The organism is Mesorhizobium sp. P2_D6, assembly GCF_056404315.1.
Genome location: NZ_JBFUEG010000014.1, coordinates 131,611 through 154,296 on the forward strand (window position 1 = coordinate 131,611; position 22,686 = coordinate 154,296).

Sequence of the window (22,686 nt, forward strand, 5' to 3'; positions counted from 1 at the left end):
GAGGGCAAGATGGCTGAAACTCAGATAGAGTGGACAGAATCCACTTGGAACGCTCGCGGATTTGGCTGATCCCCGCTCCTTCAGCGCGCCAAATCCAGCGGGACGAGCTCCCAGATGATCTACAGCCAAGGGAGGGTCTTCTCGAGCTCGGCGATCTTCTCGCTGTAGATGGCGATCTGCTGGAGGTAGAGACGACCAACGTCGCGGACGATCGGCTGGATGAGGCCTTCCTCGTCTTCGATTGCATCCGCAAGGCGCTTCACGTGGGCCGGGCCGTGTGGGGCGACGACCCCGTGCTTCGGCGAGGTGGCCGCGCAGGGCGTTTATCAGCTGCGTGCGCTGGCGCACCAAGAGGTCGCGCGTGCGGAAGATCATCGACCGCGCCTCTTGCTCCTCGGTTTTGACAGCCACGAAGCGCATTGTCGGCCTGAGGGCCGCTTCCGCGTGCCGCTTTACAAAGGACTTCACATAGACCGGCGGCAGGAGCCGGATGGCATGCCCGAGCCCGCCGATCGTACGCCCCCAGTCGTGGGCGGTCGCGCTTCCATCGCCACCGTGCACCGGGGCTGTCCGGCGAGAAACGGCAGCAACTTCGCACGACAGCTTCTTGCGAAAGACAACCTTCCCGTCACTCGCCGCGCCGTGAACCTGGAAGACCCGCTTTGCGAGATCGATTCCAATGATGGTAACTTCCATGGATGCCGTCTCTGTCTTGGTCGATTCTGGCAATCACCAAACTGGCACATTGCGATGGGGTCGGGAGGGGGCATCTACTCCATCAGATTTTGACAACTAGCTTCTTTCCGGGCTCCGCGGCCGACGTCTCACTCAACGCCATCCGACATTTCCTGTCGCCTTTGTCAGGGCCGCGACACAAGTTTATTTAGCCAATTTAATATTTCTGCCAAATGTTAAACAGCTGAAAAGCAATCATAAAATTTCTTCTTCGATCCAACCGGCCGAATTGGCACGAGTTTTGAAACGATCGGTGTGAGGCGGCGGGATCTGCCGACCGGCATTGAAGTCGCGGTAACCGCTATGGATGGAAAGAAGGAAGGAAGCAACATGTCAGGTCTGCGTCAGATCGCATTCTACGGAAAGGGGGGCATCGGCAAGTCCACCACCTCTCAAAATACGCTAGCCGCCCTGGTCGACCTCGGACAGAAAATCCTGATCGTCGGCTGCGACCCCAAAGCCGACTCCACCCGGCTGATCCTGAACGCAAAGGCGCAGGATACCGTTCTGCATCTCGCCGCCCAAGAAGGTTCTGTGGAAGACCTTGAACTCCAGGACGTGCTCAAGATCGGCTACAAAGACATCAAGTGCGTGGAGTCCGGCGGCCCCGAGCCGGGTGTCGGCTGCGCCGGCCGCGGCGTCATCACCTCGATCAACTTCCTCGAGGAGAACGGCGCCTATGATAATGTCGACTATGTCTCCTACGACGTGCTGGGCGACGTGGTGTGCGGCGGCTTTGCGATGCCGATCCGCGAAAACAAGGCCCAGGAAATCTACATCGTCATGTCCGGCGAGATGATGGCGCTCTATGCCGCCAACAACATCGCCAAGGGTATCCTGAAATACGCCCATTCGGGCGGCGTGCGGCTCGGCGGGCTGATCTGCAATGAGCGACAGACCGACCGCGAGCTCGACCTCTCCGAGGCGCTGGCCGCCAGACTCAATTCCAAGCTCATCCACTTCGTGCCGCGCGACAACATCGTCCAGCACGCCGAACTGAGAAAGATGACGGTAATCCAGTATGCGCCGGACTCCAAACAGGCAGGGGAGTACCGCGCGTTGGCCGAGAAGATCCATGTCAATTCGGGCCAGGGCACCATCCCGACCCCAATCACCATGGAGGAGCTCGAGGACATGCTGCTCGACTTCGGCATCATGAAGACGGACGAGCAAATGCTTGCCGAGCTTCAGGCCAAGGAAGCGAAATTGGCCGTCGCTCAGTAGCCGCCGCTACCGACAGGGGGCGCCGACCGTGACCTGGCGCCCCTTTGTACGAAACAAGGCCTCGTTGGCGAGGCGTTACCCGAACCTTGAAAGGGGCAGGTCCCATGGGCCTCGACTATGAGAATGACGGCGCTTTGCATGCGAAGCTTATCGAAGACGTGCTGTCCCAATATCCAGACAAGGCGGCGAAGCGTCGCAGGAAGCACCTCAGTGTCGCAACGAGCAAGGACGAGGCTGGAGGTGAGGACAAGGGCCTTTCCGAATGCGACGTCAAATCGAACATCAAATCCATTCCGGGCGTGATGACAATCCGCGGCTGTGCCTATGCCGGCTCCAAGGGCGTGGTGTGGGGTCCGGTCAAGGATATGGTCCACATCTCGCACGGGCCAGTCGGCTGTGGGCAATATTCCTGGTCGCAACGCCGCAACTATTACGTCGGCACGACGGGTATCGACACGTTCGTGACAATGCAGTTCACCTCCGACTTCCAGGAGAAGGACATCGTTTTCGGCGGCGACAAGAAGCTGGAAAAGATCATCGACGAGATCGAGGACCTATTTCCGCTCAGTGGCGGCATCTCGGTGCAGTCCGAATGCCCGATCGGCCTGATCGGGGACGATATCGAGGCCGTGTCGCGCAAGAAAGCCAAGGAGCACAAAAAGACGATTGTACCGGTGCGCTGCGAAGGTTTCCGCGGCGTTTCACAATCGCTCGGCCACCACATTGCCAATGATGCGATCCGCGATTGGGTCTTCGACAAGGACGATGTCGCGTTCGAGTCCGGCCCATACGACGTCAACGTCGTCGGCGACTACAACATTGGCGGCGATGCCTGGGCCTCGCGAATCCTGCTCGAAGAGATTGGGCTTCGGGTGGTCGGCAACTGGTCGGGCGACGCCACACTCGCCGAAATAGAGCGCGCTCCCAAGGCCAAGCTCAACCTGATCCACTGCTACCGGTCGATGAACTACATCTGCCGGCACATGGAGGAAAAGTATGGCATCGCCTGGATGGAATACAATTTCTTCGGCCCCTCCCAGATCGAGGCCTCCTTGCGCAACATCGCCAAACACTTCGGCCCGGAAATCGAGGAGAAGACCGAAAAGGTCATCGCCAAGTACCGGCCCTTGGTCGATGCCGTCATCGCCAAGTACCAACCGCGCCTCGAAGGCAGGACGGTGATGCTCTATGTCGGCGGCCTGCGCCCCCGTCACGTCATCACTGCCTACGAGGACCTCGCTATGGTGATCGTTGGCACCGGCTACGAATTCGCCCACAACGACGACTATCAGCGCACCGGCCATTACGTGAAGAATGGCACGCTCCTCTATGACGACGTCACCGGTTATGAGCTGGAGAAGTTCATCGAAGGCATCCGCCCGGATCTCGTTGGCTCCGGTATCAAGGAGAAGTACCCGGTACAGAAGATGGGCATCCCGTTCCGCCAGATGCACTCCTGGGACTATTCCGGCCCGTATCACGGTTATGACGGCTTCGCCATTTTCGCCCGCGACATGGATCTGGCCATCAACAACCCGGTCTGGGGTCTCTACCGCGCGCCGTGGAAGAAGATGAAGGACGCACCGCTGAGGGCGGTCGCCGCCGAATGAGGACTGGCCTCCCTGCCAGGCAGGGAGGCCGATAAATGCTCGGGGGCACTCGATCCGCGGAGGCCCTTCAAAGTTTCGATGTCCCTGTGCTGCCGCTTGCCGCGGCCAGATGGAAAAGGTGACCACCATGCCGCAATCGGCCGAAAAAGTTCTCGACCATGCTCCCCTGTTCCGCGAGCCGGAATACAGACAAATGCTTGCCGAGAAGAAACTGAATTTCGAATGTCCGCACCCTGATCAGATCGTCACCGATCAACGCGAATTGACCAAAACTTGGGAATACCGCGAAAAGAACCTCGCTCGCGAGGCGCTCGTCATAAACCCCGCCAAGGCCTGCCAGCCGCTCGGTGCGGTGTTCGCGGCCGCGGGCTTCGAGCGCACCATGTCTTTCGTCCACGGTAGCCAGGGCTGCGTTGCCTACTACCGCTCGCATCTGTCGCGACATTTCAAGGAGCCTTCGTCAGCGGTTTCCTCCTCGATGACCGAGGACGCGGCAGTGTTTGGCGGCCTCAAGAACATGGTCGACGGGCTCGCCAATACCTACAAGCTCTACGACCCCAAGATGATCGCCGTCTCGACCACCTGCATGGCCGAGGTCATTGGCGACGACTTGCGGAGCTTCATCGAGAACGCCAAGAACGAAGGCTCGGTCCCGTGCGACTTCGACGTGCCTTTCGCTCATACGCCTGCCTTTGTCGGCAGCCATGTCGATGGCTACGACGGCATGGTGAAGGGCGTGCTGGAGCATTTCTGGAAGGGCAGCGAGCGCTCGCAAGCCGCTGGGACCATCAACATCATTCCAGGCTTCGACGGATTCTGCGTCGGAAACAACCGGGAACTTAAGCGCCTCCTCGACCTGATGGGTGTCACCTATACCGTCATTCAGGACGCCTCAGACCAGTTCGACACGCCGTCGGACGGCGAAAACCGCATGTATGACGGTGGCACCAAGATCGAAGACGTGAAAGGCGCACTCAACGCGGAGGCGACACTGTCGCTGCAGCATTACAACACCCGCAAGACGCTGGAATATTGCAACGAGGTCGGGCAGGCGACGGCATCCTTCCACTATCCGCTGGGTGTCCAGGCGACCGACGAATTCCTGATGAAGGTCTCAGCGATTTCCGGCCAGGAGATCCCCGAGTCAATCCGGATGGAGCGCGGCCGACTGGTTGACGCCATGGCGGACAGCCAGTCATGGCTGCACGGCAAGAAGTACGCAATCTATGGGGATCCCGACTTCGTCTACGCCATGGCCCGCTTCGTCATGGAGACCGGCGGCGAGCCGACACATTGCCTCGCGACCAACGGCACATCGGCCTGGGAGGCCCAGATGAAGGAATTGCTTGCATCCTCGTCCTTTGGCCAGGATGCCCAGATCTGGGCGGGCAAGGATCTCTGGGCGATGCGTTCGCTGCTGTTTACAGAGCCGGTGGACCTGCTGATCGGCAATTCCTATGGCAAGTATCTGGAGCGCGACACCGGCACGCCGCTGATCCGGCTGATGTTTCCAATCTTCGACCGGCACCATCACCATCGCTTTCCCCTCATGGGCTACCAGGGTGGATTACGCGTGCTGATGACGATCCTCGACAAGATATTCGACAAGCTCGATCGCGAGACGAGCGAAACGGGCGTGACGGACTATTCCTATGACCTCACCCGCTAAGCCCGTGCCGGCTTTTCGCCGAGGCCGCCCATTGCCCGATGGACTTCGGAGACTGACGCAATGACCTCGCTCAGTGCCAAGATCCAGGACGTTTTCGACGAGCCCGCCTGCGATAACAACCGCGGCAAGGATGCCAAGGCGCGCAAGCAGGGCTGCTCGAAGCCGCTGACCCCCGGGGCGGCAGCCGGCGGCTGCGCCTTTGACGGCGCCAAGATCGTCCTGCAGCCGATCACCGACGTTGCGCACCTGGTCCATGCACCGCTCGCCTGCGAGGGCAATTCCTGGGACAACAGGGGCGCAGCTTCGTCCGGGCCAACCCTGTGGCGGACAAGCTTCACAACCGACCTCACCGAACTCGACGTCGTGATGGGGCAGGGCGAGCGGAAGCTCTTCAGGGCGATCCGCGAGATCAAGGATACATATGCGCCGCCGGCAGTCTTCGTCTATTCGACCTGCGTGACGGCGCTGATCGGCGACGACATCGAGGCGGTGTGCAAACGCGCGGCCGAAAAATTCGGCTTGGCCGTGGTGCCGATCAATGCGCCGGGCTTGGCCGGCTCCAAGAACCTCGGCAACAAACTTGCCGCCGAAGCGTTGCTCGATCATGTCATCGGCACGGTGGAACCCGACGACGCCGGGCCCCACGACATCAACATCCTTGGCGAATTCAACCTCTCCGGCGAATTCTGGCTGGTGAAGCCGCTGCTTGATCGGCTCGGCATCCGGGTGCGCGCCTGCATTCCGGGCGATGCGCGTTACATCGACGTTGCATCCGCGCACCGCGCCCGGGCGGCTATGTTGGTGTGCTCGAGCGCACTCATCAATCTGGCCCGCAAGATGGAGGAGCGCTGGGACATCCCGTTCTTCGAGGGCTCCTTCTACGGCATAACAGATACCTCAGAGGCACTTCGCAACATTGCTGAGCTGCTGGTGAGAAAGGGCGCCGATGCGGAGATCCTCGATCGCACAGACACGCTGATTGCTGAGCAGGAAGCGATTGCGTGGAAGAAGCTCGAGGCCTACCGCCGGCGGCTTCAAGGCAAGCGCGTGCTGCTCAATACGGGCGGCGTGAAGTCCTGGTCAGTCGTCCACGCCCTGATGGAGATCGGCATGGAGATCGTCGGCACCTCGGTCAAGAAATCCACCGTCGAAGACAAGGAGCGGATCAAGCGGATCCTCAAGGACGAAAACCACATGTTCGAGCAGATGGCAGCGCGCGATCTTTACGCCATGCTCTCAAAACACAAGGCCGACATCATGCTGTCGGGCGGGCGCACGCAATTCATCGCGCTGAAGGCCAAGACGCCCTGGCTCGATATCAACCAGGAGCGCCAACATCCTTATGCCGGCTATGACGGCATGGTGGAACTTGTCCGGCAGATCGACCTCGCCATTCATAACCCGATCTGGGACCAGGTGCGGGAGCCGGCGCCGTGGGATCGCCAGCCTGCCGGGCAGGACGATCTGGCGAGCACGAAGAACGGGACCGCGACTGTGAACGTCTTCAATGAATTCGCCGGCGCGACGGCTCACCGCTTCGGCAACCGTTGAGGAAATCCGATGGTCCGCATCCTTCGCAAAATCAAATCAGCGGCGGTCAACCCGCTGAAGTCGTCGCAGCCGCTGGGTGCCGCCTTCGCTTTTCTTGGAGTCGAGGGTGCGATGCCCCTGTTCCATGGCAGCCAAGGCTGCACCAGCTTCGCGCTCGTGCTCTTCGTGCGGCATTTCAAGGAAGCGATCCCCTTGCAGACAACGGCGATGGATGAGGTGGCAACCATACTCGGCGGAGCGGACCATCTGGAAGAGGCGATCCTCAACCTCAAAACCCGCACGAAGCCAAAGCTGATAGGAGTGTGCACGACCGCGCTGGTGGAGACCCGTGGCGAAGACTGCGCGAGTGATATCGCCAACGTCAAGCTGAAGCATGCGGAAGAGCTCACGGGTACGGAGGTTGTGCTGGCCAACACGCCTGATTTCGGCGGCGCTATCGAAGAAGGCTGGGCCAAGGCTGTCGCGGCGATGATCGAAGGGATTACACGGTCGGGCGCACGGACCCGGCAGCCGAAGAAGATCGCGATCCTGCCCGGATGCAACCTCACTGTCGCTGACGTCGAGCATTTGCGTGACATGGTTGAAAGTTTCGGGCTCAATCCGGTTATCCTGCCGGACGTCTCCGGCTCACTCGACGGCACGGTTCCTGACCGCTGGGTAACCACTACCTATGGCGGCACCAGCGTCGAGGAAATCCGCGAGCTTGGCACGGCCGTGCAATGCATCGTCATCGGCGAGCACATGCGCCACCCGGCGAAAACGCTGCACGGGTTGACCGGCGTGCCTTACGCGGTGTTCCAGTCGCTGACCGGATTAATGGCCGTCGACCGGTTCGTCTCGCTGCTATCGGCGGTTTCGGGCGCGGCGGTGCCGGCCCGGGTTCGCCGTCACCGAGCGCAATTGGAGGATGCATTGCTCGACGGACATTTCCATTTCGGAGGCAAGAAAATTGCGATCGCTGCTGAACCAGACCAACTCTATCAACTCGCAACCTTCTTCACCGGCATGGGCTGTGACATCGCGGCGGCGGTCACGACGACCGATATGTCGAAGATTCTGCAAAAAGTACCGGCGGAGTGGGTTCAGATCGGCGATCTCGGCGATTTGGAAGCTCTTGCAGCGGGCGCGGATCTTCTCGTAACACATTCCCACGGTCGCCAGGCGTCGCGACGCCTTGGCATTCCGCTCATGCGCGTCGGCTTCCCGATCTTCGACCGGCTCGGCAGCCAGCACAAGCTCAGGATCCTCTATCGGGGGACCCGCGACCTGATCTTCGATGTTGCCAACATCTTCCAGGCCAACCAGCACGCGCCGACGCCTGAGGCGCTTGATCCATTCCGGAAACGAGAAATGCCAGATGAGCTCCGTTCGTCGCCTCTCACTCGTCACTGACGAGGTTCACGCACCGATGCCGGACCGACGAGTGGGCGCATTGCGCGTAGCCATCGCCACGCAAGACATGAAGAATCTCAATGCCCATTTCGGGTCGGCCAAGCGCTTTGCTGTCTACGACGTGACGCGCGAGGAGTGGCATCTCGTGGAAGCCGTGGCCTTCGATGACGTTTCCGATGAGAGCGGGAAGCGTCGGACCGAGGGCGATGACCGCATCACGCCGAAGGTGGAGGCGCTGAAGGGCTGCCATCTGCTGTTTTGTCTGGCCATCGGCGGGCCTTCGGCAGCCAAGCTTGTTTCGGCAAAAATCCATCCAATCAAGGTGCCGCAGCCACAAACCATCCAAGAGGTGCTGTTGCGCACGCAGACGATGCTGAGGACATGTCCTCCGCCCTGGCTGCGCAAGGTGCTGGCCGAAGCTGGTGTCGCCGAAAAGAAACCCTCCTTCGAGGATGAGGACTGAAACAAGGAAAGAGCAAAATGTTTGAAGTCGCGATCAGCCCTGCTGTCAACGATGACGAGGCGGCCCTTGCCAGCCCGTTCGTCAAGTGCCTCGTGCGGCTGATCCTTGCTCAAGATTCCCACGGGTCGTGGGACGGCAAAGCGGACGCCGAGTTGCTGGCCGACTTCATCGTTAGCAAGGAACGGCGTCGTACGATCCCAATCATCGGCGATCCCGATCCGGACGTGCTGTGGAGGCTCGATAAGTTTTACACTGCCGTCGCCCTTGCGATCGAGGAGCGCTCCGGCCTGATGGCATCGCCGATGATCGAAATGAGCCATGAGGGGTTCGGGCGCGTGCTTTTCACCGCCGGGCGGCTGGTCGTTCTGTCCAAGACCGTGCGCGACGCCCATCGGTTCGGCTTCGAGACGTTCTGCAAACTCGCCGCCGCCGGTACGAAACTGGTCGACGATGCCATCGCAGCAATCGACGCCTATCCCGAGGTGGCACGGGCATGAAACCGATTTTCGAGCAAGAAGATCATGTCAGGCCTTGAGGAGCCGCGATGGCCAGCCCACGCAGCCGACGCGGTCGAGGCCAATTTGGTTCTCGGGGTAGCGCTGATGAAGCCACGCGTCCTGATCTGTTCGCAAGATGCGGAGTTCTATCTGTTCCTCAGCCACATACTGGAGGTGGACGGCTTCGCCAGTGAGCCGGCAAGCGGCGCCAAGGAAGCACTTGCAAAGGCCGACGAACGGGAATTCCAGGCCGTGGTGCTGGACTGCGGTCCAACGAGCCTTACCGGGTCCGCAATCTGCGCCCGGCTCAAGCGGGAACCCCGGACCGGCGGCCTGCCCATCATTGCCCTGATCGCGCCCGGCGCCGAGAACCAGCACCTTGATCTGTTGAAGGCCGGCATTGACGAGAGCTTTGTGCGGCCTGTGGCACCGGCCAAGCTGCTCGATTGTCTGCGGACGAGGCTGGCGCTGCCGAAGCCGGGTTCAAACGCGATTGAAAACGACACCTGGCTTTCCTATGGCAGCCTTGAGATGAAGCTCGATGCCCACCGGGTTTGCGGCAATGGCCATGACATCCATCTCGGACCGATCGAGTTCAACGTGCTGCGGCATTTGCTCGAGGCTCCCGGCAAGGTCTTCAGCCGGGACGAGCTGATCGGCGGGGCCTGGCCGGCCAATATCCATGTCGGTCTACGCACAGTCGATGTCCATATCAGTCGGCTCAGAAAGGCGCTGGAGACGGCCTCGACCGATATCGTCATCCGTACCGTCAGGTCGGCCGGCTACTCGCTCGAGAAGCTGGACGGCTGAATCGAGTGCCGGGTGTGGTTCCACTCCCTTTCCTCGCGCTGTGAGCCGGTCTCGCGGCCTGAAACGCCCTCAACGGATACTCAGGAAGAAACAGGAAAATGGGCTTTAAAACGGTACTCTGTTTGACCGGCGCTGACCATTCCGATCAGGACGTCAGAACTGCTGCCGGCTTGTGTGCGGAAATCGGCGCGCACCTTTCCGTACTGATTATACCCGCTCCGATGCTCCTTATGTCGCATCGGCGGATCGGAGATTTTGTCCCAGAGTGGCCGGTAGCACGTGGACAGGCAATTGCCAGATTGAACGATCGATTTCGGCAAATCGATCGATTTACACAGGACGTGGTCAGACTGGAAAAACGCTCCAAAGATATCCAGAAACTGCTGGAATCTATGTCGCTCGCCTATGACGTTGACACCGACTATTGCGATCCGGCCAGCCTCGGTGAAGTGGCACGACAGCGGGCGCTCTGCGCCGACCTCACGATCATCGGACCGGGGCTCCTCAACGACGAGAATCTCGGACCTCCTGTGGTCAACGGCTGCTTGTTCGATACGGGAAAGCCGGTGCTCGTTGTGCCGAAGGGGGCTGAGGCGACGCTGTGGCCACGGCGCGTCCTGGTCGGTTGGGATTCGCGAGTCGAGGCGTCCCGTGCGGTTCGAGAAGCGCTGGGCCTCCTATGCGCTGCTGAGGAAGTTCGTGTCGCCCTGGTCGATCCGAAGGCCAACTACAACGGGAACGGCGCGGAGCCTGGAGCCGACATCGCTGCTTATCTCACTCGGCACGGTGCTCGGGTGTCGGTTGACCTCCTGCCAAGTGCCGGCAAATCGGCGGCCACGGTGCTTGCGCAGCACGCAATCGACATTTCTGCGGACATGATCGTCATGGGCGCCTATGGCAGCCGTCGGCTGCGTGAGCGGCTCTTTGGCGGTGTGACCAGATGGATCTTTGAAAAGCCGACATTGCCGCTGTTTTTGGCTCGATGACGGTTCCGGACCCGCACCGATGCTGTTCAAAGCTCTACTGTGACGCCTGCATTCATACGTAGATGGGCTCCATCGAAATAATCGATCTTACGAAGAGTAACGAACATGAAAAGCATTGCTCGGGAGGCGACGCCCGCCGGAAATCTCTCCAGTCATGCGCAAGGCGGAGGTGGAACGGCCAGAGCGTGACCAGTGTCAGCCTCGACAATGGCGACAGGCTGGAAGTCGGCATCGTCGTCAACTCAGCCGGGCCGAATGCCGGCACGGTGGCTGCCATGGCGGGGCTGGTGTTGCCGGTCGAGCCGCGCAAGCGCAACGTCTTCGTCTTCGAGGCGCGCCACAAATATTCCGATATGCCGCTGCTGGTCGATCCCTCCGGCATCTATGTCCGGCCGGAAGGCTCGGTCTATCTCACTGGTGGCGCCGAACCGGAAGAACGCGACGGCCCGGCCGACCCCACCGATTTCGAGGTCGAGTGGCCGCTGTTCGAAGAGGTGATCTGGCCGGTGCTGGCGATCCGCATTCCCGCCTTCGAGGCGATCAAGCCGACACGCGCCTGGGCCGGCCATTACGACTACAACACGCTCGACCAGAACGCGGTGATCGGCCCGCATCCGCAGGTTAAGAATTTCCTCTTCGCCAATGGTTTTTCCGGCCACGGCCTGCAGCAGGCGCCGGCGGTCGGCAAGGCGCTGGCCGAGCTGATCGTGCACGGCGGCTACCGCACGGTGGACTGCTCGGCGTTTGGGTACAGCCGTGTCGCTGAAGGGCGGGCGTTCAGGGAATTGAATGTGATCTAACGCTGGCGGGACAGCCCCCTCTCTGGCCTGCCGGCCATCTCCCCCGCAAGGGGGGAGACCGGCAGCTTCACTGGCGGCTCCAAACTTCTAGACTTGGAGATTGGCGAAGGCAGCGATGACGGCCAATCTCCCCCCTTGCGGGCGCGGTCAGCGGGGTCCTTGCTTTTGGCGATGCATGTTCGTGGCTGGACCGGGTGAGGTGAGTTCGGCCCAGTCTACCCAGCCTCTGCGCCCGCCCCGAACCCGCTCGCCCGCTCAGCGCTATGAGGGCGCGCTCGCGAGCGGCTTCGCGAACGCTGCGCTACAGCACGTGTAGGGACGCGACCCCAGTGAAGGCATACTCCAGCGTGGCTTCGCCAATTCCGTTTCGTTGGCCCCCCTCAAGCCGGTCTTCCAACCGAATGCCGAACGCGCCAATTCGCCAGCCAACTCCATCAACGATTGTCTAAATCCGCAACCTGGGGCGGTTCGCTCGTTTGCTTGAGCACGGCACGGACGGGATCGCGAGTACGATGCCGCGGAATGGCAACGCACCCATGCTTGGGCACGAGGGCCCCGAGCCAACGCGCATCGCGCCAATCGGCGTCGTCACCTTCGAGATACATCACCGGCTGCTCGGCGCTTTTACGCTCGCATATGCGCCGGCCCGCCGCTGGCCATCGATGACGCATCTGCCGACGAGGCTGCTCGTTCCACGAAAAAGCGATAAGCGCGAGATCAATGGGCAACCTCGTCGGGATCGAAAAGAGCGCTAAACCGGGTTGCTAGATCAATCCAGGGTGCCGCGTCGCCGCTCTCTGAAGCTATTCGAACGACCGCCGCCAGATAATCGGTAAAAGCCTTCAGTCTTATGGCGCCTTGCTCTGAGAGGCAGTCAATGGCGTCAAGCCGCTGGTAAACGGCAGCGAGCATATGTTGCACCAAAAGCAGGGAGGATGGGCAAGGGCAATCGCTCTTACTCGCGAGGCGCCTGCACTCGCTGCAAAGCGGCGGAATGTCCTCTAAGGCTAGGTCGCTGGAAAGACGTTGTATGAGATTGTCAGTGGCGTTCCTTGTCGAGAAGCCGTCCACCAGCTCCCCATCGCGTTGGTTCAATGAGATATCACTGTAAAAGTTCATGGTTCTTCCTTTCCGATGGCGAGGCTAGGCTTCCGCGAGATAGTCGTGGACGACCTTCCCGAGCGCGAGCGTGAGATCTGCGACGAGGTGTACTGCCGAGACTACTTCCAGCACCGGCAGTTCGGCGACGGGGGCAAGCGCATGCGACCAGAGGTTCAGGGCTGCCGGGCCGGTCCAGGCGCCCCTCAAATGGACGTCCTCTAGATGATATTCCACGAGCTCACAGATGCGCGGCGTGCCGTCGACATGCGGGATAATTTTGAGGAGGAAATTCGGTTCAGCGAGCGAGGCCCTCACGTTCGTGAGGTCGGCGGCTCGGTGCTTGTAGCCCATGGTACCCGTCGCGACGCGGACCGGCCCGTAGTCCAGCGTGCCAACAAGGGTATCCGTCTCCGTTCGGAGCGTTGGGCTAGCGAGCTTCTTGGGAAAGCCCCACAACTCGCGTCCGCCCGCTATCGGCGGATGGTCGTCGAGAAACATGCAGTGGGTATAGCTCCCCCTGCGGCCACAGAAGGAGACAGGGATGACCTGTCCGCCTTCCGTGTAGTCGCCGAAGCCCGTCGAGTCCGGCATGCGAATGAACTCGAACTTGACCATAGGCTCGCACACCTGAAGCGGCTCCGGCACAAGGTCGCGCAGTTTCTGCGGATCGGTGCGATATGTGATGATCAGATACTCCCGGTTGCGGAAGCGATATGGGCCGGCCGGGTAGGCCGGGCTAATCAGGGGCATGGCGAAAGCTTTCCCACGGACGGTATCTTGGTGCATGTTTGAAATTCCTTTGTGCTGGATCAGGTGGGCTTAGATCGGTCTGCATGATGGCGGCGAGGGTCTCCGAGGTGCTGTCGTAGCCTCGTAAGGGATGCATGGCGTAATCGCGCGTAGCCATTTGCGCTGGGCAATTGCCTTGGGGCGCGAGGCGATGGTCGCGGACGCGGTTCCATGGCTCCGGTTGTGATCGAGAGGCAAGATTCGAGGTAAAGTGATTTTGCTCCTCATTTGAAGGCGCTGCTTCCCGTCTGCCCTCGTGGTAGGAGGAGGTGGAGTGGCGGCCAGCTCCGATTTGTCCTCATGACGGGGTTTGCGGATCGAGGCGCATGCGCCATGCCAAATGAGAAATCGCCGAGGCCCGCAGGACAGACGGCCTCGGCGAGCCAGTCGAGAGAGAAGGTCTTCGCCTCACGCGGATCAGATACGAATTCCCGAGCACTGCGGTGATGTAGCAGGAAGGCCTGCGACGCCACCAAACCTCTGTCGCGAAAATATGGAAGTGACGCGGTATCCGCCGTCTAGCCAAACAGCATACGCAGCATCCGGCAGCACGCACTCGACGGCCTAGCCCCATCGCCGGCTTCAGGAGAAAAGATCAGCTATGAGCCGGCAGGCAGTCCCTGCACGCGGCGGTCAGGTCGTGTAGATCTTCCGCGCACACAGCCGGCGCCGAAATGATGCTAGATGATGAGCCGACGCCAACATTACCGCAGGGGAGACAGCCAAGTCTGTGCTCAAGCGTATGAAATGCATGTCCAAAAGCTGACAGCGACAAAAAACATGTCTGGTCCAAAACCACCGGCCGCCTTGGGCGTGAGGTTTCTCGAAGCCTACTCGTGCAGTTGCTGCGGCTAAGTGCGCTGGCACGGCCTTTGCTGGAGATGCGGCAATGTTGAGTGGGGGCTGACCGCATAAGAACGCGAGACGATTGATTTTCTGCTGCGCCATCTCGGCGGCGCGCCCGCTCAACGGTCACGGCTACACCTTAGCAATGGCTGACGCGCGACTTTGCGGTTGCGCCGCCCTGCCGCGCCGATGCGCCCAAAGTTCGTTGATAGTCCGCCCGGCAGATTGAGGAAACCGGCTGTTGACTGCTGCCCAGGCGGAGATGGCTGGGCTCATTCGGACTGTCTTGACCGTCGGTGTCATGAAGCCAAAGACACCATGCTGGCGTTATGCATGACCAAGACGAGTGGGAGTCACAACGAATGATTTTACCGGAACTGCGCTCTGCTATCCCAGCCGGCAGAGTTTTGGAGATAACGACGACCACAGGATGCATCGTGGGATGTTCATATTGTCCGCAGGACAAGTTCGCTGACCGGCAAAGAAAAGTATCTGATACGAAGCATCTTAGTCTTGGAGATTTCAAGCGCTGTCTGGCGCGCGTACCAGCCTCCGTCGACATTAGTTTTGCCGGGTATTCTGAGCCATGGCTCAATCCGGATTGCACCGAAATGGTCGAGCACGCTTCCGCCAAAGGCCACGGCATCAGGATTTTCACGACGCTAGTGGGAATGAAGGGGCGGGACCTACAACGCTTGCAGGCGCTGCGGTTGGGGGTATTCGTGGTTCATGTTTTTGATGATGGCGCCCACATGAATAGCCGCCTTGTCGGAGACAAGTATCGCGATTTGGTTGGTCAACTCGTCGACGCCGACATCCCTTCGATCCGGTTCGTGGTTTTGGGCGAGCCCCATCCCGATATCGCCGACATTATCCCTGCCCAAGCCCTAGTTCGCGCGCGACCGGTGAGCAGCAGGGGTGGAAGCGTAGATCCTAAGATTGTAGAACCACGGCAGCCAGTCGTCGGAGCGCTGATATGCGTGGACGAACGGCAGTATCGGAATGTACTCCTTCCAAACGGCGAGGTTACTCTCTGCTCCATGGATTTTGAGCGGCGTCACGTATTGGGCAACCTTCTATGCGACGAATATGGCGATCTCTTTAAAAGCCCAGTTTTTTGCGAAATCGTCGATCGCATGAATGGAGCGGCTGGTTTTCTGCTTTGCAGGATGTGTGAGTTTGCCGATCCAAACGATAGAACTGACTGACGCCGGCTGACCGCGGCGGGCCTGAAATGCCGACGTCCCTGAAACGGCAAGATGCACATGCCCGCGAAGTCATCGTGTTTTCACGTCACGCTAACACGATCCCGTAGGCGCGGCAGTCAGCCTCGACCATTTCCGAGACGAACTTCTCGAAAGTGGTCTTCGGTTTCCAATCGAGTTTTGTCGGCTGCCTTGGAGGCATCGCCGATCAGCAGGTCAACCTCGATTGGCCCGAAACAGCGTTTGTCGATCCGGATCAGCGCTTGATTACTCATGCGTTCACGGCCCACCTCGTCAACGCCTTCGCCCTTCCAGACGATCTCCTTTTCGACTCGCCTGAAGGCAAGCCCCGACAAAGGTGAGGACCGTCTGTGTCTCGCCGGTTGCCAGCACGAAATCGTCAGGTTGATGCTGCAAGATGCGCCACATGCCCTCGACATAGGCGCGCGCCGAGTCCCAGTCGCGCTTTGCTTCCAGGTTTCCGAGATAGAGACAGTCCTGTTTGCCGGCCATGATCGAGCCACCGCACGCGTCACCTTGCGCGTGATGAAAGTTTCGCCGCGCGTCGGCCCTTCGTGATTGAACAGGATGCCATAGAGCCCGTATACCTCGCGGTAGTTCATGGTGCTCCAGTAGCCGTAGAGCTTCGCCACCGCATAGCCGCATCCGTCGTGTCGCCGTAATGCAGGACCATGTCGGGATAATTCTCATGAGGACCTTGATAACGGAAATTCCTTTTCAGGGATCGACACTCGGCGCCGGGCCAGTCCTCGATGACGGCCGTGTGGAAAGTGCCAAGAGAGCCTGCAACGCTATGAAGTCGAAGAGTACGATTGCGTGCAAAAATCGGCGCCGGTGCAAGGTTTCGGCCTCAATGTCGGATACTCGACAGGATTGCGAACCTGCCTTCCGTTCCCTTTGCTGATGTTTTGCTCTGGCACGTTCGATGCAGGGGACCTCCCGAAAGCAGCAGCGGAGGTCTTCTATGATCAAACCCACGGAAAAATGCTGTCGCCGCATTGATGACCGTGCCCTCGCTGGTCGCCAAGTAGGCCGAAGGTCGGCTCATCGCGGTCGAGGCGGGCAACTGAGCCCAATTGCAATGAGGGATAGGTTGCAAAAGCATGTCACTGACCACGCGGGGGTCATCGAGGCGGGATTCTCGATGCCAGCCACGCGCAACATATCGCCGGCATGAGTGCCGATCTCATCACGGAGCCGGCATCCGCGGGCGTCACACCCGATACTACGAACGCGCGGACAAACTGTTGCAAGTCCTGCGGTGTCGACGATGCGTGCGGGAAGGGCAAGCCCAGCGGCCATGGCCGACATTCGCCGCATATAGCGCCTGATTGGGAGGCGTCAGCAGGAGCAGGACAACTGGATCTCTCTTGCATTGGGATCGGTGCTGGCCCGTCCAATTTGAGCCTTGCGTGTCAGATACACGAGCAAATCGGGCACGGGGCACTGTTCTTGGATCGGCAAGTCGACTTCCGCTGGCATCCAGGCAGTGCATTCGAGTCCTCAGAACTCCAGGTCAGCCACATCAAGGATCTGGTCACGCTGGTGAATCCGCGGTCTGGCTACACCTTCATAAACTACCTGCACGAGAACGGGCGTCTGTATCACTTCCTGAATGCACAGTTCGATGCTGTGCTCAGGGCTGAGTTCGAGCAATACCTGAACTGGGCGTTCCGCAGAAACCCACTTGTGCGCGGCGGCGAGACCGTCCACGAGATACGCTATGACGGCGAGTTTCGGGTGCGCACGGACGATGCAGTTCTCAGTGCCAGAGACCTGGTGGTCGGCATCGGCAAGCAAGCGCGGATTCCACCTCAATTTCAGGGCTGGATCGGACGCAACCTGTTCCATTCATCCGATTTGCTGCACATCCATCCTGAGGTGCGACATAAACATGTTTGTGTCGTTGGTGGAGGCCAGTCGGGAGCCGAGGTGCTGTTGCATTTGGTCGGTGGGCCAAGAGAACGGCGGCCTGCCTCGATCACCTGGGTCTCGCAGCGCGAAAACTACCTGCCCCTCGACAACAGCCCGTTCACAAACGAGTTGTTCATGCCCTGTTTTTCGGATCGTTTCGCAGTAATGAGCGAGCCGCAGCGCAAGCTGTTCCTGCGGCGTTTCGTGCTCGCCTCGGATGGTATTTCGGATCGCACTTTGCGCGCGGTCTACCAGGCGCTGTATCGCCACGAATTTCTTGAGCCAGACCTATGTGACATCGCACTGCGGCCGGGTTGCAACGTTTCGCGCTGCATCAACGCCGGCGCGGGTCATAACTTGACGCTGCAGCGCGGCTTGGGCGACGTCGAAGAAGTCACCGCCGACATCGTCATCCTGGCCACCGGTTACGAGAACGCCGTGCCAAGCTTTTTGGAACCGATGGCGGATCGGCTGCAACATACCGACAATGAGTTGGTCATCAACGAGGATTTTTCGGTGTGCTGGGACGGACCGCGTGACAGACGCATCTTCGTACAGAACGCCAATCCCGGGCAGCGCGGGCTGGCCGATCCGAACCTAAGCCTGCTGGCCTGGCGAGCTCGCCGCATTCTTGACAGCCTTCTACAGCGCGCGCCGTGCGCGAACTCTGAGCATCCTGGCTTTATCAGCCGTACCACCGTCGAGAGCTGGCCCGACCCGGTAGCCGAAGAAATGGGCAGCGGGATATGACTCAGCGACTACTGATCATCGGCGGTGGCATCCAAGGAATTTTATCCGCTTCCGCTGCGGCGACGACCGGAGTCCGCTCCGAACTCATCGTCACTGACCATGCCCTTGGACCTATGGGCGCATCGCTTTATTCTGCGGGCGTCCATTTGCCCCACGGTCGTCGAAACCATACCAGGTCGCTCACTCGAAAGTGCGCAGTGGCCCTGGCGGCCATGGCTGCGTCGGCCGTCAGCGGAGGCTTCCGGCTCGTAGCGATGCGTGTGGTGGCTGGACCGGGTGAGGTAAATGATCGGGACGAGCTTAGCGAAGCCCTGGGCCCGGCTTGGCCTGGGATGGCCAGTCTAGCTCTGAACTCTCCGCGGATAGTATCCGTTCTTGGAGATCGATGGACTCATGCCGCCGACGTGCCCTCCCTGATCGGCTGACCGGACCGGGAACTTGTCGTAAACATTCGCGTGGCCCACGGCTTGCTTCGCGTCAAGCTGCACGAAAGGTCGCCTTATCGGGCAGTCGCACCATCAACAGCATGCTCGGCCATGACTCTTATAAAGACGTACCGGATCGACAAATCTTTACGAGCCTGGACAATCGCTCCATTGAGGAGGGACAACACAGCCTTGAAATCCAGCCGGAGCGGAATGCACTTAGCGTCGCCGCCCACATGCCGTGGAGTATCGTCTCCGTGGGCCACACCCTGGCCAGCGCCCAACTGCCTCTAACCGGAATGTTCGACCAACCACTTTTTTTCCAACAGGAGGCCTTTCGCATGTTGACTGATGCACAAAGAGAAAAGTGGCAGAAAGACGGATACATCAGGCTCGAAAGGTTCTTCGATCCCGCGGCCGTGGAAGGTATGTCCAGCTTTGTTGAAGACATATCACGCTGGGATGTCAGCGATGATAAATGGCTCATGTGGTTCGAGAAGACGACTGATGATCGAAAGATCACCTCTAAGGCCGAGAATTTTCTCGACTTCCATGATCCATTGCGTCTTCTCCTCCTAGAAGATCAGCGCATAAACTCTGCGGTCGAGGATTTGCTTGGCGAAGATTCGCGCAGACTCAAGGAGTTGCTGATCTTCCACTATCCCGATAGCGGCGGCTATCGCCCGCATCAGGACATTTATCACATTCCACACAAGCTGCCCGACCGGATGGTCCATGCGATCGTTGCCATAGGCATTGACGATTCCGACCCGGACAATGGTGGCCTTTTCTTCAGCCCCGGCAACCACAAGAAGGGGGTATTTCCCATGGATGCCGGCGGGGTGATTGATCCTGAGGTCGCCGAAACATTCTCCTGGGAACCCGTAGTATGGAAGGCTGGTGACATCTTCATCTTCGACGATTATGCACCGCATTACTCAAAGCCGAATAAAAGCAATCGTTCGCGGCGGACGCTCTACTTGGTGTTCCAGCGTGCTTCAACCGGTGGACCGACCCGCGCTGAATATAACGTGCTTAAGCGCGCCCTTAATCCGCCAGAGGGCAAAGTGGCTGATCTCGACAACCTGAAGCTCCCAAACGGCATTTTCTATCGCGATTGAACTCACGGAACCAGGCGAGGCATGCACACGAAACTGATCGGCCGCTAGAAAAATGCGCGGAGAGCATGGCGTTCTGATCGCTGGCTACTGGATCATCACCCGCAATCCGTTACGACGCTTCGGTATGTCGATTGTGGAGGTGTCGCCGGGCTGTCTTCTAAAGCCCTCCTGGCGCCCGTCGTCGCCCGCCTGGGGCCCCAGAGCCGGATTATTCTGACGGAGGCGAACGTGTCGGGCTACCGCCTCTCATCGCAACTTGCAGCAGAAGCTGTTGCGTTGGCAGCCGAAGATATCACTGTTTCAATAGCTGAGGTTCGTGATGCGCAAATCCACGTTTTCTCGAACGGAGCTGTCGCGGGCGTTCGGTATTGACACGGCTACGCTTGGAACGGGAAGCGCGGGCACCGGGTTTTCATTCGGCAAGGTGGCACCGGGCGTCACATCCGAGCCCCATCGGCACGACGAAATCGAGGCCTTCGTGATCCTGTCTGGAGCGGGCAAGGTCAGGACCGATCTTGGGGAGATCCCGGTCGCGGCCGGCGATGTCGTTCTGTTCCACCCTTTTGAAGTGCATGTGCTGCACAACGATGGAGAGGAAGACCTAAATTTCGTCGATGTCTACTGGCGCGACGGCAAGGCCGCTCTCGAAGCTGCGGCACAAGTCGCGACTCCCCACCAGCCGACATTCGTCTTCTCCGCGCCACCGACGCCTAATGGCGATCTGCATCTGGGGCATCTTTCTGGCCCTTATCTTGGCGCCGATGTCTACACGCGTTTCCTGCACATGAAAGGGGTCGAAGCCTATCACCTGACTGGAAGCGACGATTACCAGAGCTACGTCGCCACGCATGCCGATGCCAATCAATCGACGCCCGCAAAGGTGGCGCGCCACTACGCCCATGAGATTCGAGCCACGCTTGCGCTTCTCGACTGTGAGGTCCACAGCTTCCTCCCGACTTTGGGCGATAGCGCTTATGCAGGGTTTCAAGCCGCGTGTTTCCGTAGTCTTCTGAGCAGCACGGCGGTAGATCTGCGCCAGAGCCCTGCGCTCTTCGATGCTGTGACAGGCGACTACCTTTACGAGCCGGATGTAAGCGGCCTCTGCCCCGATTGCGGCAGCTCCGCTGGTGGCAACATCTGCGAGGAATGCGGCGCACCGAACCTATGCCACGACCTAGATGCAGCCCGGTCGCCGCACTCGGCCGAGGCGCCGGTGGTCGGCTCCGTGCGCCGTCCCGAACTTGCGCTGGAACGGTGCTATGACAATATCGACCGGCATTTAAGGGCGTCGGGCGCCCCCGTTCGGATCATGGACCTCTTCGCGCGTCTACGCCAACGTGGCGACTTTTCCGTGCCCATCATCCACCCGTCGGACTGGGGGCTACCGGCCGAGGGGTTCCCGGGGCAGGTGACCTGGGTCTGGCCAGAGATGGCGTTTGGCTTTCTTTACAACATCCAGACGCTAGCTACATCGCTCGGTCGAGACTGGAATGCGGCCCTGCCCAGCAATGACTGGCAGATTGTCCATTTCTTCGGCTTCGATAATTCCTTCTATCACGCCCTGCTTTATCCGGCGCTTTATGCTGAGGTCTTCTCCCACTGGACCCCGCGCATCCGGTATCATATGAACGAGTTCTACCTGCTCGACGGCCAGAAGTTCTCGACCAGCCGCGGCCATGCGGTCTGGGGCAAAGAGGTTCTGGGCCCAAAGACAGTCGATGTCGTCCGTCTTCATTTGGGCCTGACACGCCCGGAAGGTGAGCGGACGAACTTCACGCTGGACGCGCTACGCCGCACCGAGAACGAGGTGTTCAATGGGATCTGGCTGAATTGGCTTGATGCGCTGCATCGGGAAATCAAACAGGACTTTGGCGGCTGTGTGCCCGACGCAGGCGACTGGGCTCCCGCCGATCGCGCTTTCTTTGCTCAGATAGAGGTCCATCGCGCGGCGATGGAACGCGCCTATTCGGACGAAGGCTTCTCGGTCCGTCGCGCGGCCGCGCAGGCCTGCGATTTCGTGAGCGATTGTGTAGTCTACCGACAGGCGCAAGACTATGAAGCGGCGCGACGTCTCTATCCCGCCCGCACCCGCACTTCGCTCGCCCTTCAGACGACGGCCGCTGCGATCCTGGCGCAGACACTCGCACCGCTGATGCCCCGATTCGCCAGCACGCTGGCGCGAGCTATCGATGGCGTCTCGACCGAAACATGGCCCACGTCCGTCCGGCACCTTGCGCCAGGAACGACCTTTGATCTCGGACCCGTGCTAGGCTTCTACGCCAGAGCAGAGCTTCCTGTTCTCAATGAGGAGGAGGCATAATAGCCTGTCGTGATTTCGACCAGATTTGGGCGGCAATCAAAGCCGGGGATGCCGAAGCTTTACTCGCTACCACTGGCTGCCCGAAGGCCACTCCCAGACCATAGGTACAAGCACTGGCCGGCCTTAACCAACATATCGTCGAGACGCTGACCCGCGCCTTGGGGGATCGCTCGATTGACAGCTTTCCAGCGCTTGCCATTCGTGCGGCGGATCGTGTCCCACCGCGTGGTGTAGGTCGGCGGTTACGAAGCCGCTCGCGAGCGCGCCCTCAACAGCGCTGAAGCGAGCGAGCGGCGTAGCGGCGGTCATCGATGTTCCCCGGTAAGGTCGGGTTGCTGACACCAACCTGATTCGAAGGAACCATCGATGACCGACGACATGATGAACCTGCGCACGCTCGTGGAGAAGACCCCCGACGCCGATATCTTGCGCGAGATGATCGGCTTTGCCGCTGAGC

15 protein-coding genes and 3 pseudogenes are annotated in these 22,686 nt (G+C 59.9%); 14 read left to right on the top strand and 4 right to left on the bottom strand.

What is annotated here, in order from left to right:
- Positions 1-137 precede the first annotated feature (137 nt).
- Positions 138-696 (bottom strand): annotated as a pseudogene (locus AC1D1L_RS25250) (transposase); the annotation flags it as partial.
- A 369-nt stretch (positions 697-1,065) separates the two neighbouring features.
- Between AC1D1L_RS25250 and nifH the strand changes: the two are divergent.
- From nifH to AC1D1L_RS25300, 10 genes and pseudogenes are all read left to right on the top strand, one after another.
- On the top strand, positions 1,066-1,959 hold the full coding sequence (gene nifH / locus AC1D1L_RS25255) for a nitrogenase iron protein (protein WP_006331760.1): 894 nt from the start codon (positions 1,066-1,068) through the stop codon (positions 1,957-1,959).
- Positions 1,960-2,063: 104 nt separating this feature from the next.
- On the top strand, positions 2,064-3,569 hold the full coding sequence (gene nifD / locus AC1D1L_RS25260; RefSeq protein WP_477344103.1) for a nitrogenase molybdenum-iron protein alpha chain: 1,506 nt from the start codon (positions 2,064-2,066) through the stop codon (positions 3,567-3,569).
- Positions 3,570-3,696: 127 nt separating this feature from the next.
- Positions 3,697-5,238: a nitrogenase molybdenum-iron protein subunit beta gene (nifK, locus tag AC1D1L_RS25265; protein WP_477344122.1), complete on the top strand. Its 1,542-nt coding sequence runs from the start codon at positions 3,697-3,699 to the stop codon at positions 5,236-5,238.
- Between the two features lie 60 nt (positions 5,239-5,298).
- A complete protein-coding gene (gene nifE / locus AC1D1L_RS25270; protein ID WP_477344104.1) occupies positions 5,299-6,789 on the top strand; it encodes a nitrogenase iron-molybdenum cofactor biosynthesis protein NifE in 1,491 nt (496 codons plus the stop codon).
- A gap of 9 nt (positions 6,790-6,798) precedes the next feature.
- A complete protein-coding gene (nifN, locus tag AC1D1L_RS25275; RefSeq protein ID WP_006331756.1) occupies positions 6,799-8,181 on the top strand; it encodes a nitrogenase iron-molybdenum cofactor biosynthesis protein NifN in 1,383 nt (460 codons plus the stop codon).
- On the top strand, positions 8,147-8,644 hold the full coding sequence (nifX, locus tag AC1D1L_RS25280) for a nitrogen fixation protein NifX (protein ID WP_477344105.1): 498 nt from the start codon (positions 8,147-8,149) through the stop codon (positions 8,642-8,644). Before nifN ends, nifX begins: the two co-directional genes overlap by 35 nt.
- Before the next feature lie 17 nt (positions 8,645-8,661).
- Entirely contained in the window at positions 8,662-9,141 is a 480-nt protein-coding gene (locus AC1D1L_RS25285; protein ID WP_477344106.1) for a NifX-associated nitrogen fixation protein, read from the top strand.
- Between the two features lie 24 nt (positions 9,142-9,165).
- Positions 9,166-9,951, top strand: a complete 786-nt coding sequence (locus AC1D1L_RS25290; protein ID WP_477344107.1) for a response regulator transcription factor — start codon at positions 9,166-9,168, stop codon at positions 9,949-9,951.
- Positions 9,952-10,049: 98 nt separating this feature from the next.
- The gene (locus AC1D1L_RS25295; protein WP_477344108.1) at positions 10,050-10,937 is read left to right on the top strand and encodes a universal stress protein; all 888 of its coding nucleotides are present in this window, start codon (positions 10,050-10,052) and stop codon (positions 10,935-10,937) included.
- Positions 10,938-11,113: 176 nt separating this feature from the next.
- A pseudogene (locus AC1D1L_RS25300) lies at positions 11,114-11,737 on the top strand (NAD(P)/FAD-dependent oxidoreductase); the annotation flags it as partial.
- Between the two features lie 717 nt (positions 11,738-12,454).
- Here AC1D1L_RS25300 and AC1D1L_RS25305 read toward each other — a convergent pair.
- Together AC1D1L_RS25305 and AC1D1L_RS25310 are read right to left on the bottom strand one after the other, a co-directional pair.
- The gene (locus tag AC1D1L_RS25305) at positions 12,455-12,856 is read right to left on the bottom strand and encodes a hypothetical protein (RefSeq protein ID WP_477344109.1); all 402 of its coding nucleotides are present in this window, start codon (positions 12,854-12,856) and stop codon (positions 12,455-12,457) included.
- Positions 12,857-12,880: 24 nt separating this feature from the next.
- Entirely contained in the window at positions 12,881-13,624 is a 744-nt protein-coding gene (locus AC1D1L_RS25310; RefSeq protein WP_477344111.1) for an acetoacetate decarboxylase, read from the bottom strand.
- Positions 13,625-14,835: 1,211 nt separating this feature from the next.
- On the opposite strand from AC1D1L_RS25310, the gene AC1D1L_RS25315 reads away from it, so the two are divergent.
- The gene (locus AC1D1L_RS25315) at positions 14,836-15,681 is read left to right on the top strand and encodes a radical SAM/SPASM domain-containing protein (protein WP_477344112.1); all 846 of its coding nucleotides are present in this window, start codon (positions 14,836-14,838) and stop codon (positions 15,679-15,681) included.
- An 85-nt stretch (positions 15,682-15,766) separates the two neighbouring features.
- Here AC1D1L_RS25315 and AC1D1L_RS25320 read toward each other — a convergent pair.
- A pseudogene (locus tag AC1D1L_RS25320) lies at positions 15,767-16,337 on the bottom strand (GDP-mannose 4,6-dehydratase); the annotation flags it as partial.
- 721 nt (positions 16,338-17,058) lie between these two features.
- On the opposite strand from AC1D1L_RS25320, the gene AC1D1L_RS25325 reads away from it, so the two are divergent.
- The 3 genes from AC1D1L_RS25325 to AC1D1L_RS25335 all read left to right on the top strand — a co-directional run bounded on the left by AC1D1L_RS25325 (position 17,059) and on the right by AC1D1L_RS25335 (position 22,229).
- A complete protein-coding gene (locus AC1D1L_RS25325) occupies positions 17,059-18,363 on the top strand; it encodes a lysine N(6)-hydroxylase/L-ornithine N(5)-oxygenase family protein (RefSeq protein ID WP_477344123.1) in 1,305 nt (434 codons plus the stop codon).
- 766 nt (positions 18,364-19,129) lie between these two features.
- Complete coding sequence (locus AC1D1L_RS25330) at positions 19,130-19,909, top strand: phytanoyl-CoA dioxygenase family protein (protein ID WP_477344124.1); 780 nt, start codon at positions 19,130-19,132, stop codon at positions 19,907-19,909.
- 319 nt (positions 19,910-20,228) lie between these two features.
- Positions 20,229-22,229, top strand: a complete 2,001-nt coding sequence (locus AC1D1L_RS25335) for a class I tRNA ligase family protein (RefSeq protein ID WP_477344113.1) — start codon at positions 20,229-20,231, stop codon at positions 22,227-22,229.
- Positions 22,230-22,686 lie beyond the last annotated feature (457 nt).

What these genes read in the sequence shown, in the direction of transcription:
- AC1D1L_RS25330 (WP_477344124.1), top strand. Translation starts at nt 19,130, where the DNA reads ATGTTGACTGATGCACAAAGAGAAAAGTGGCAGAAAGACGGATACATC.
- nifE (WP_477344104.1), top strand. Translation starts at nt 5,299, where the DNA reads ATGACCTCGCTCAGTGCCAAGATCCAGGACGTTTTCGACGAGCCCGCC.
- AC1D1L_RS25295 (WP_477344108.1), top strand. Translation starts at nt 10,050, where the DNA reads ATGGGCTTTAAAACGGTACTCTGTTTGACCGGCGCTGACCATTCCGAT.
- nifK (WP_477344122.1), top strand. Translation starts at nt 3,697, where the DNA reads ATGCCGCAATCGGCCGAAAAAGTTCTCGACCATGCTCCCCTGTTCCGC.
- AC1D1L_RS25315 (WP_477344112.1), top strand. Translation starts at nt 14,836, where the DNA reads ATGATTTTACCGGAACTGCGCTCTGCTATCCCAGCCGGCAGAGTTTTG.
- AC1D1L_RS25310 (WP_477344111.1), bottom strand. Translation starts at nt 13,624, where the DNA reads ATGCACCAAGATACCGTCCGTGGGAAAGCTTTCGCCATGCCCCTGATT.
- nifD (WP_477344103.1), top strand. Translation starts at nt 2,064, where the DNA reads ATGGGCCTCGACTATGAGAATGACGGCGCTTTGCATGCGAAGCTTATC.
- AC1D1L_RS25290 (WP_477344107.1), top strand. Translation starts at nt 9,166, where the DNA reads ATGTCAGGCCTTGAGGAGCCGCGATGGCCAGCCCACGCAGCCGACGCG.
- AC1D1L_RS25305 (WP_477344109.1), bottom strand. Translation starts at nt 12,856, where the DNA reads ATGAACTTTTACAGTGATATCTCATTGAACCAACGCGATGGGGAGCTG.
- nifN (WP_006331756.1), top strand. Translation starts at nt 6,799, where the DNA reads ATGGTCCGCATCCTTCGCAAAATCAAATCAGCGGCGGTCAACCCGCTG.
- nifH (WP_006331760.1), top strand. Translation starts at nt 1,066, where the DNA reads ATGTCAGGTCTGCGTCAGATCGCATTCTACGGAAAGGGGGGCATCGGC.
- AC1D1L_RS25335 (WP_477344113.1), top strand. Translation starts at nt 20,229, where the DNA reads ATGCGCAAATCCACGTTTTCTCGAACGGAGCTGTCGCGGGCGTTCGGT.
- nifX (WP_477344105.1), top strand. Translation starts at nt 8,147, where the DNA reads ATGAGCTCCGTTCGTCGCCTCTCACTCGTCACTGACGAGGTTCACGCA.
- AC1D1L_RS25285 (WP_477344106.1), top strand. Translation starts at nt 8,662, where the DNA reads ATGTTTGAAGTCGCGATCAGCCCTGCTGTCAACGATGACGAGGCGGCC.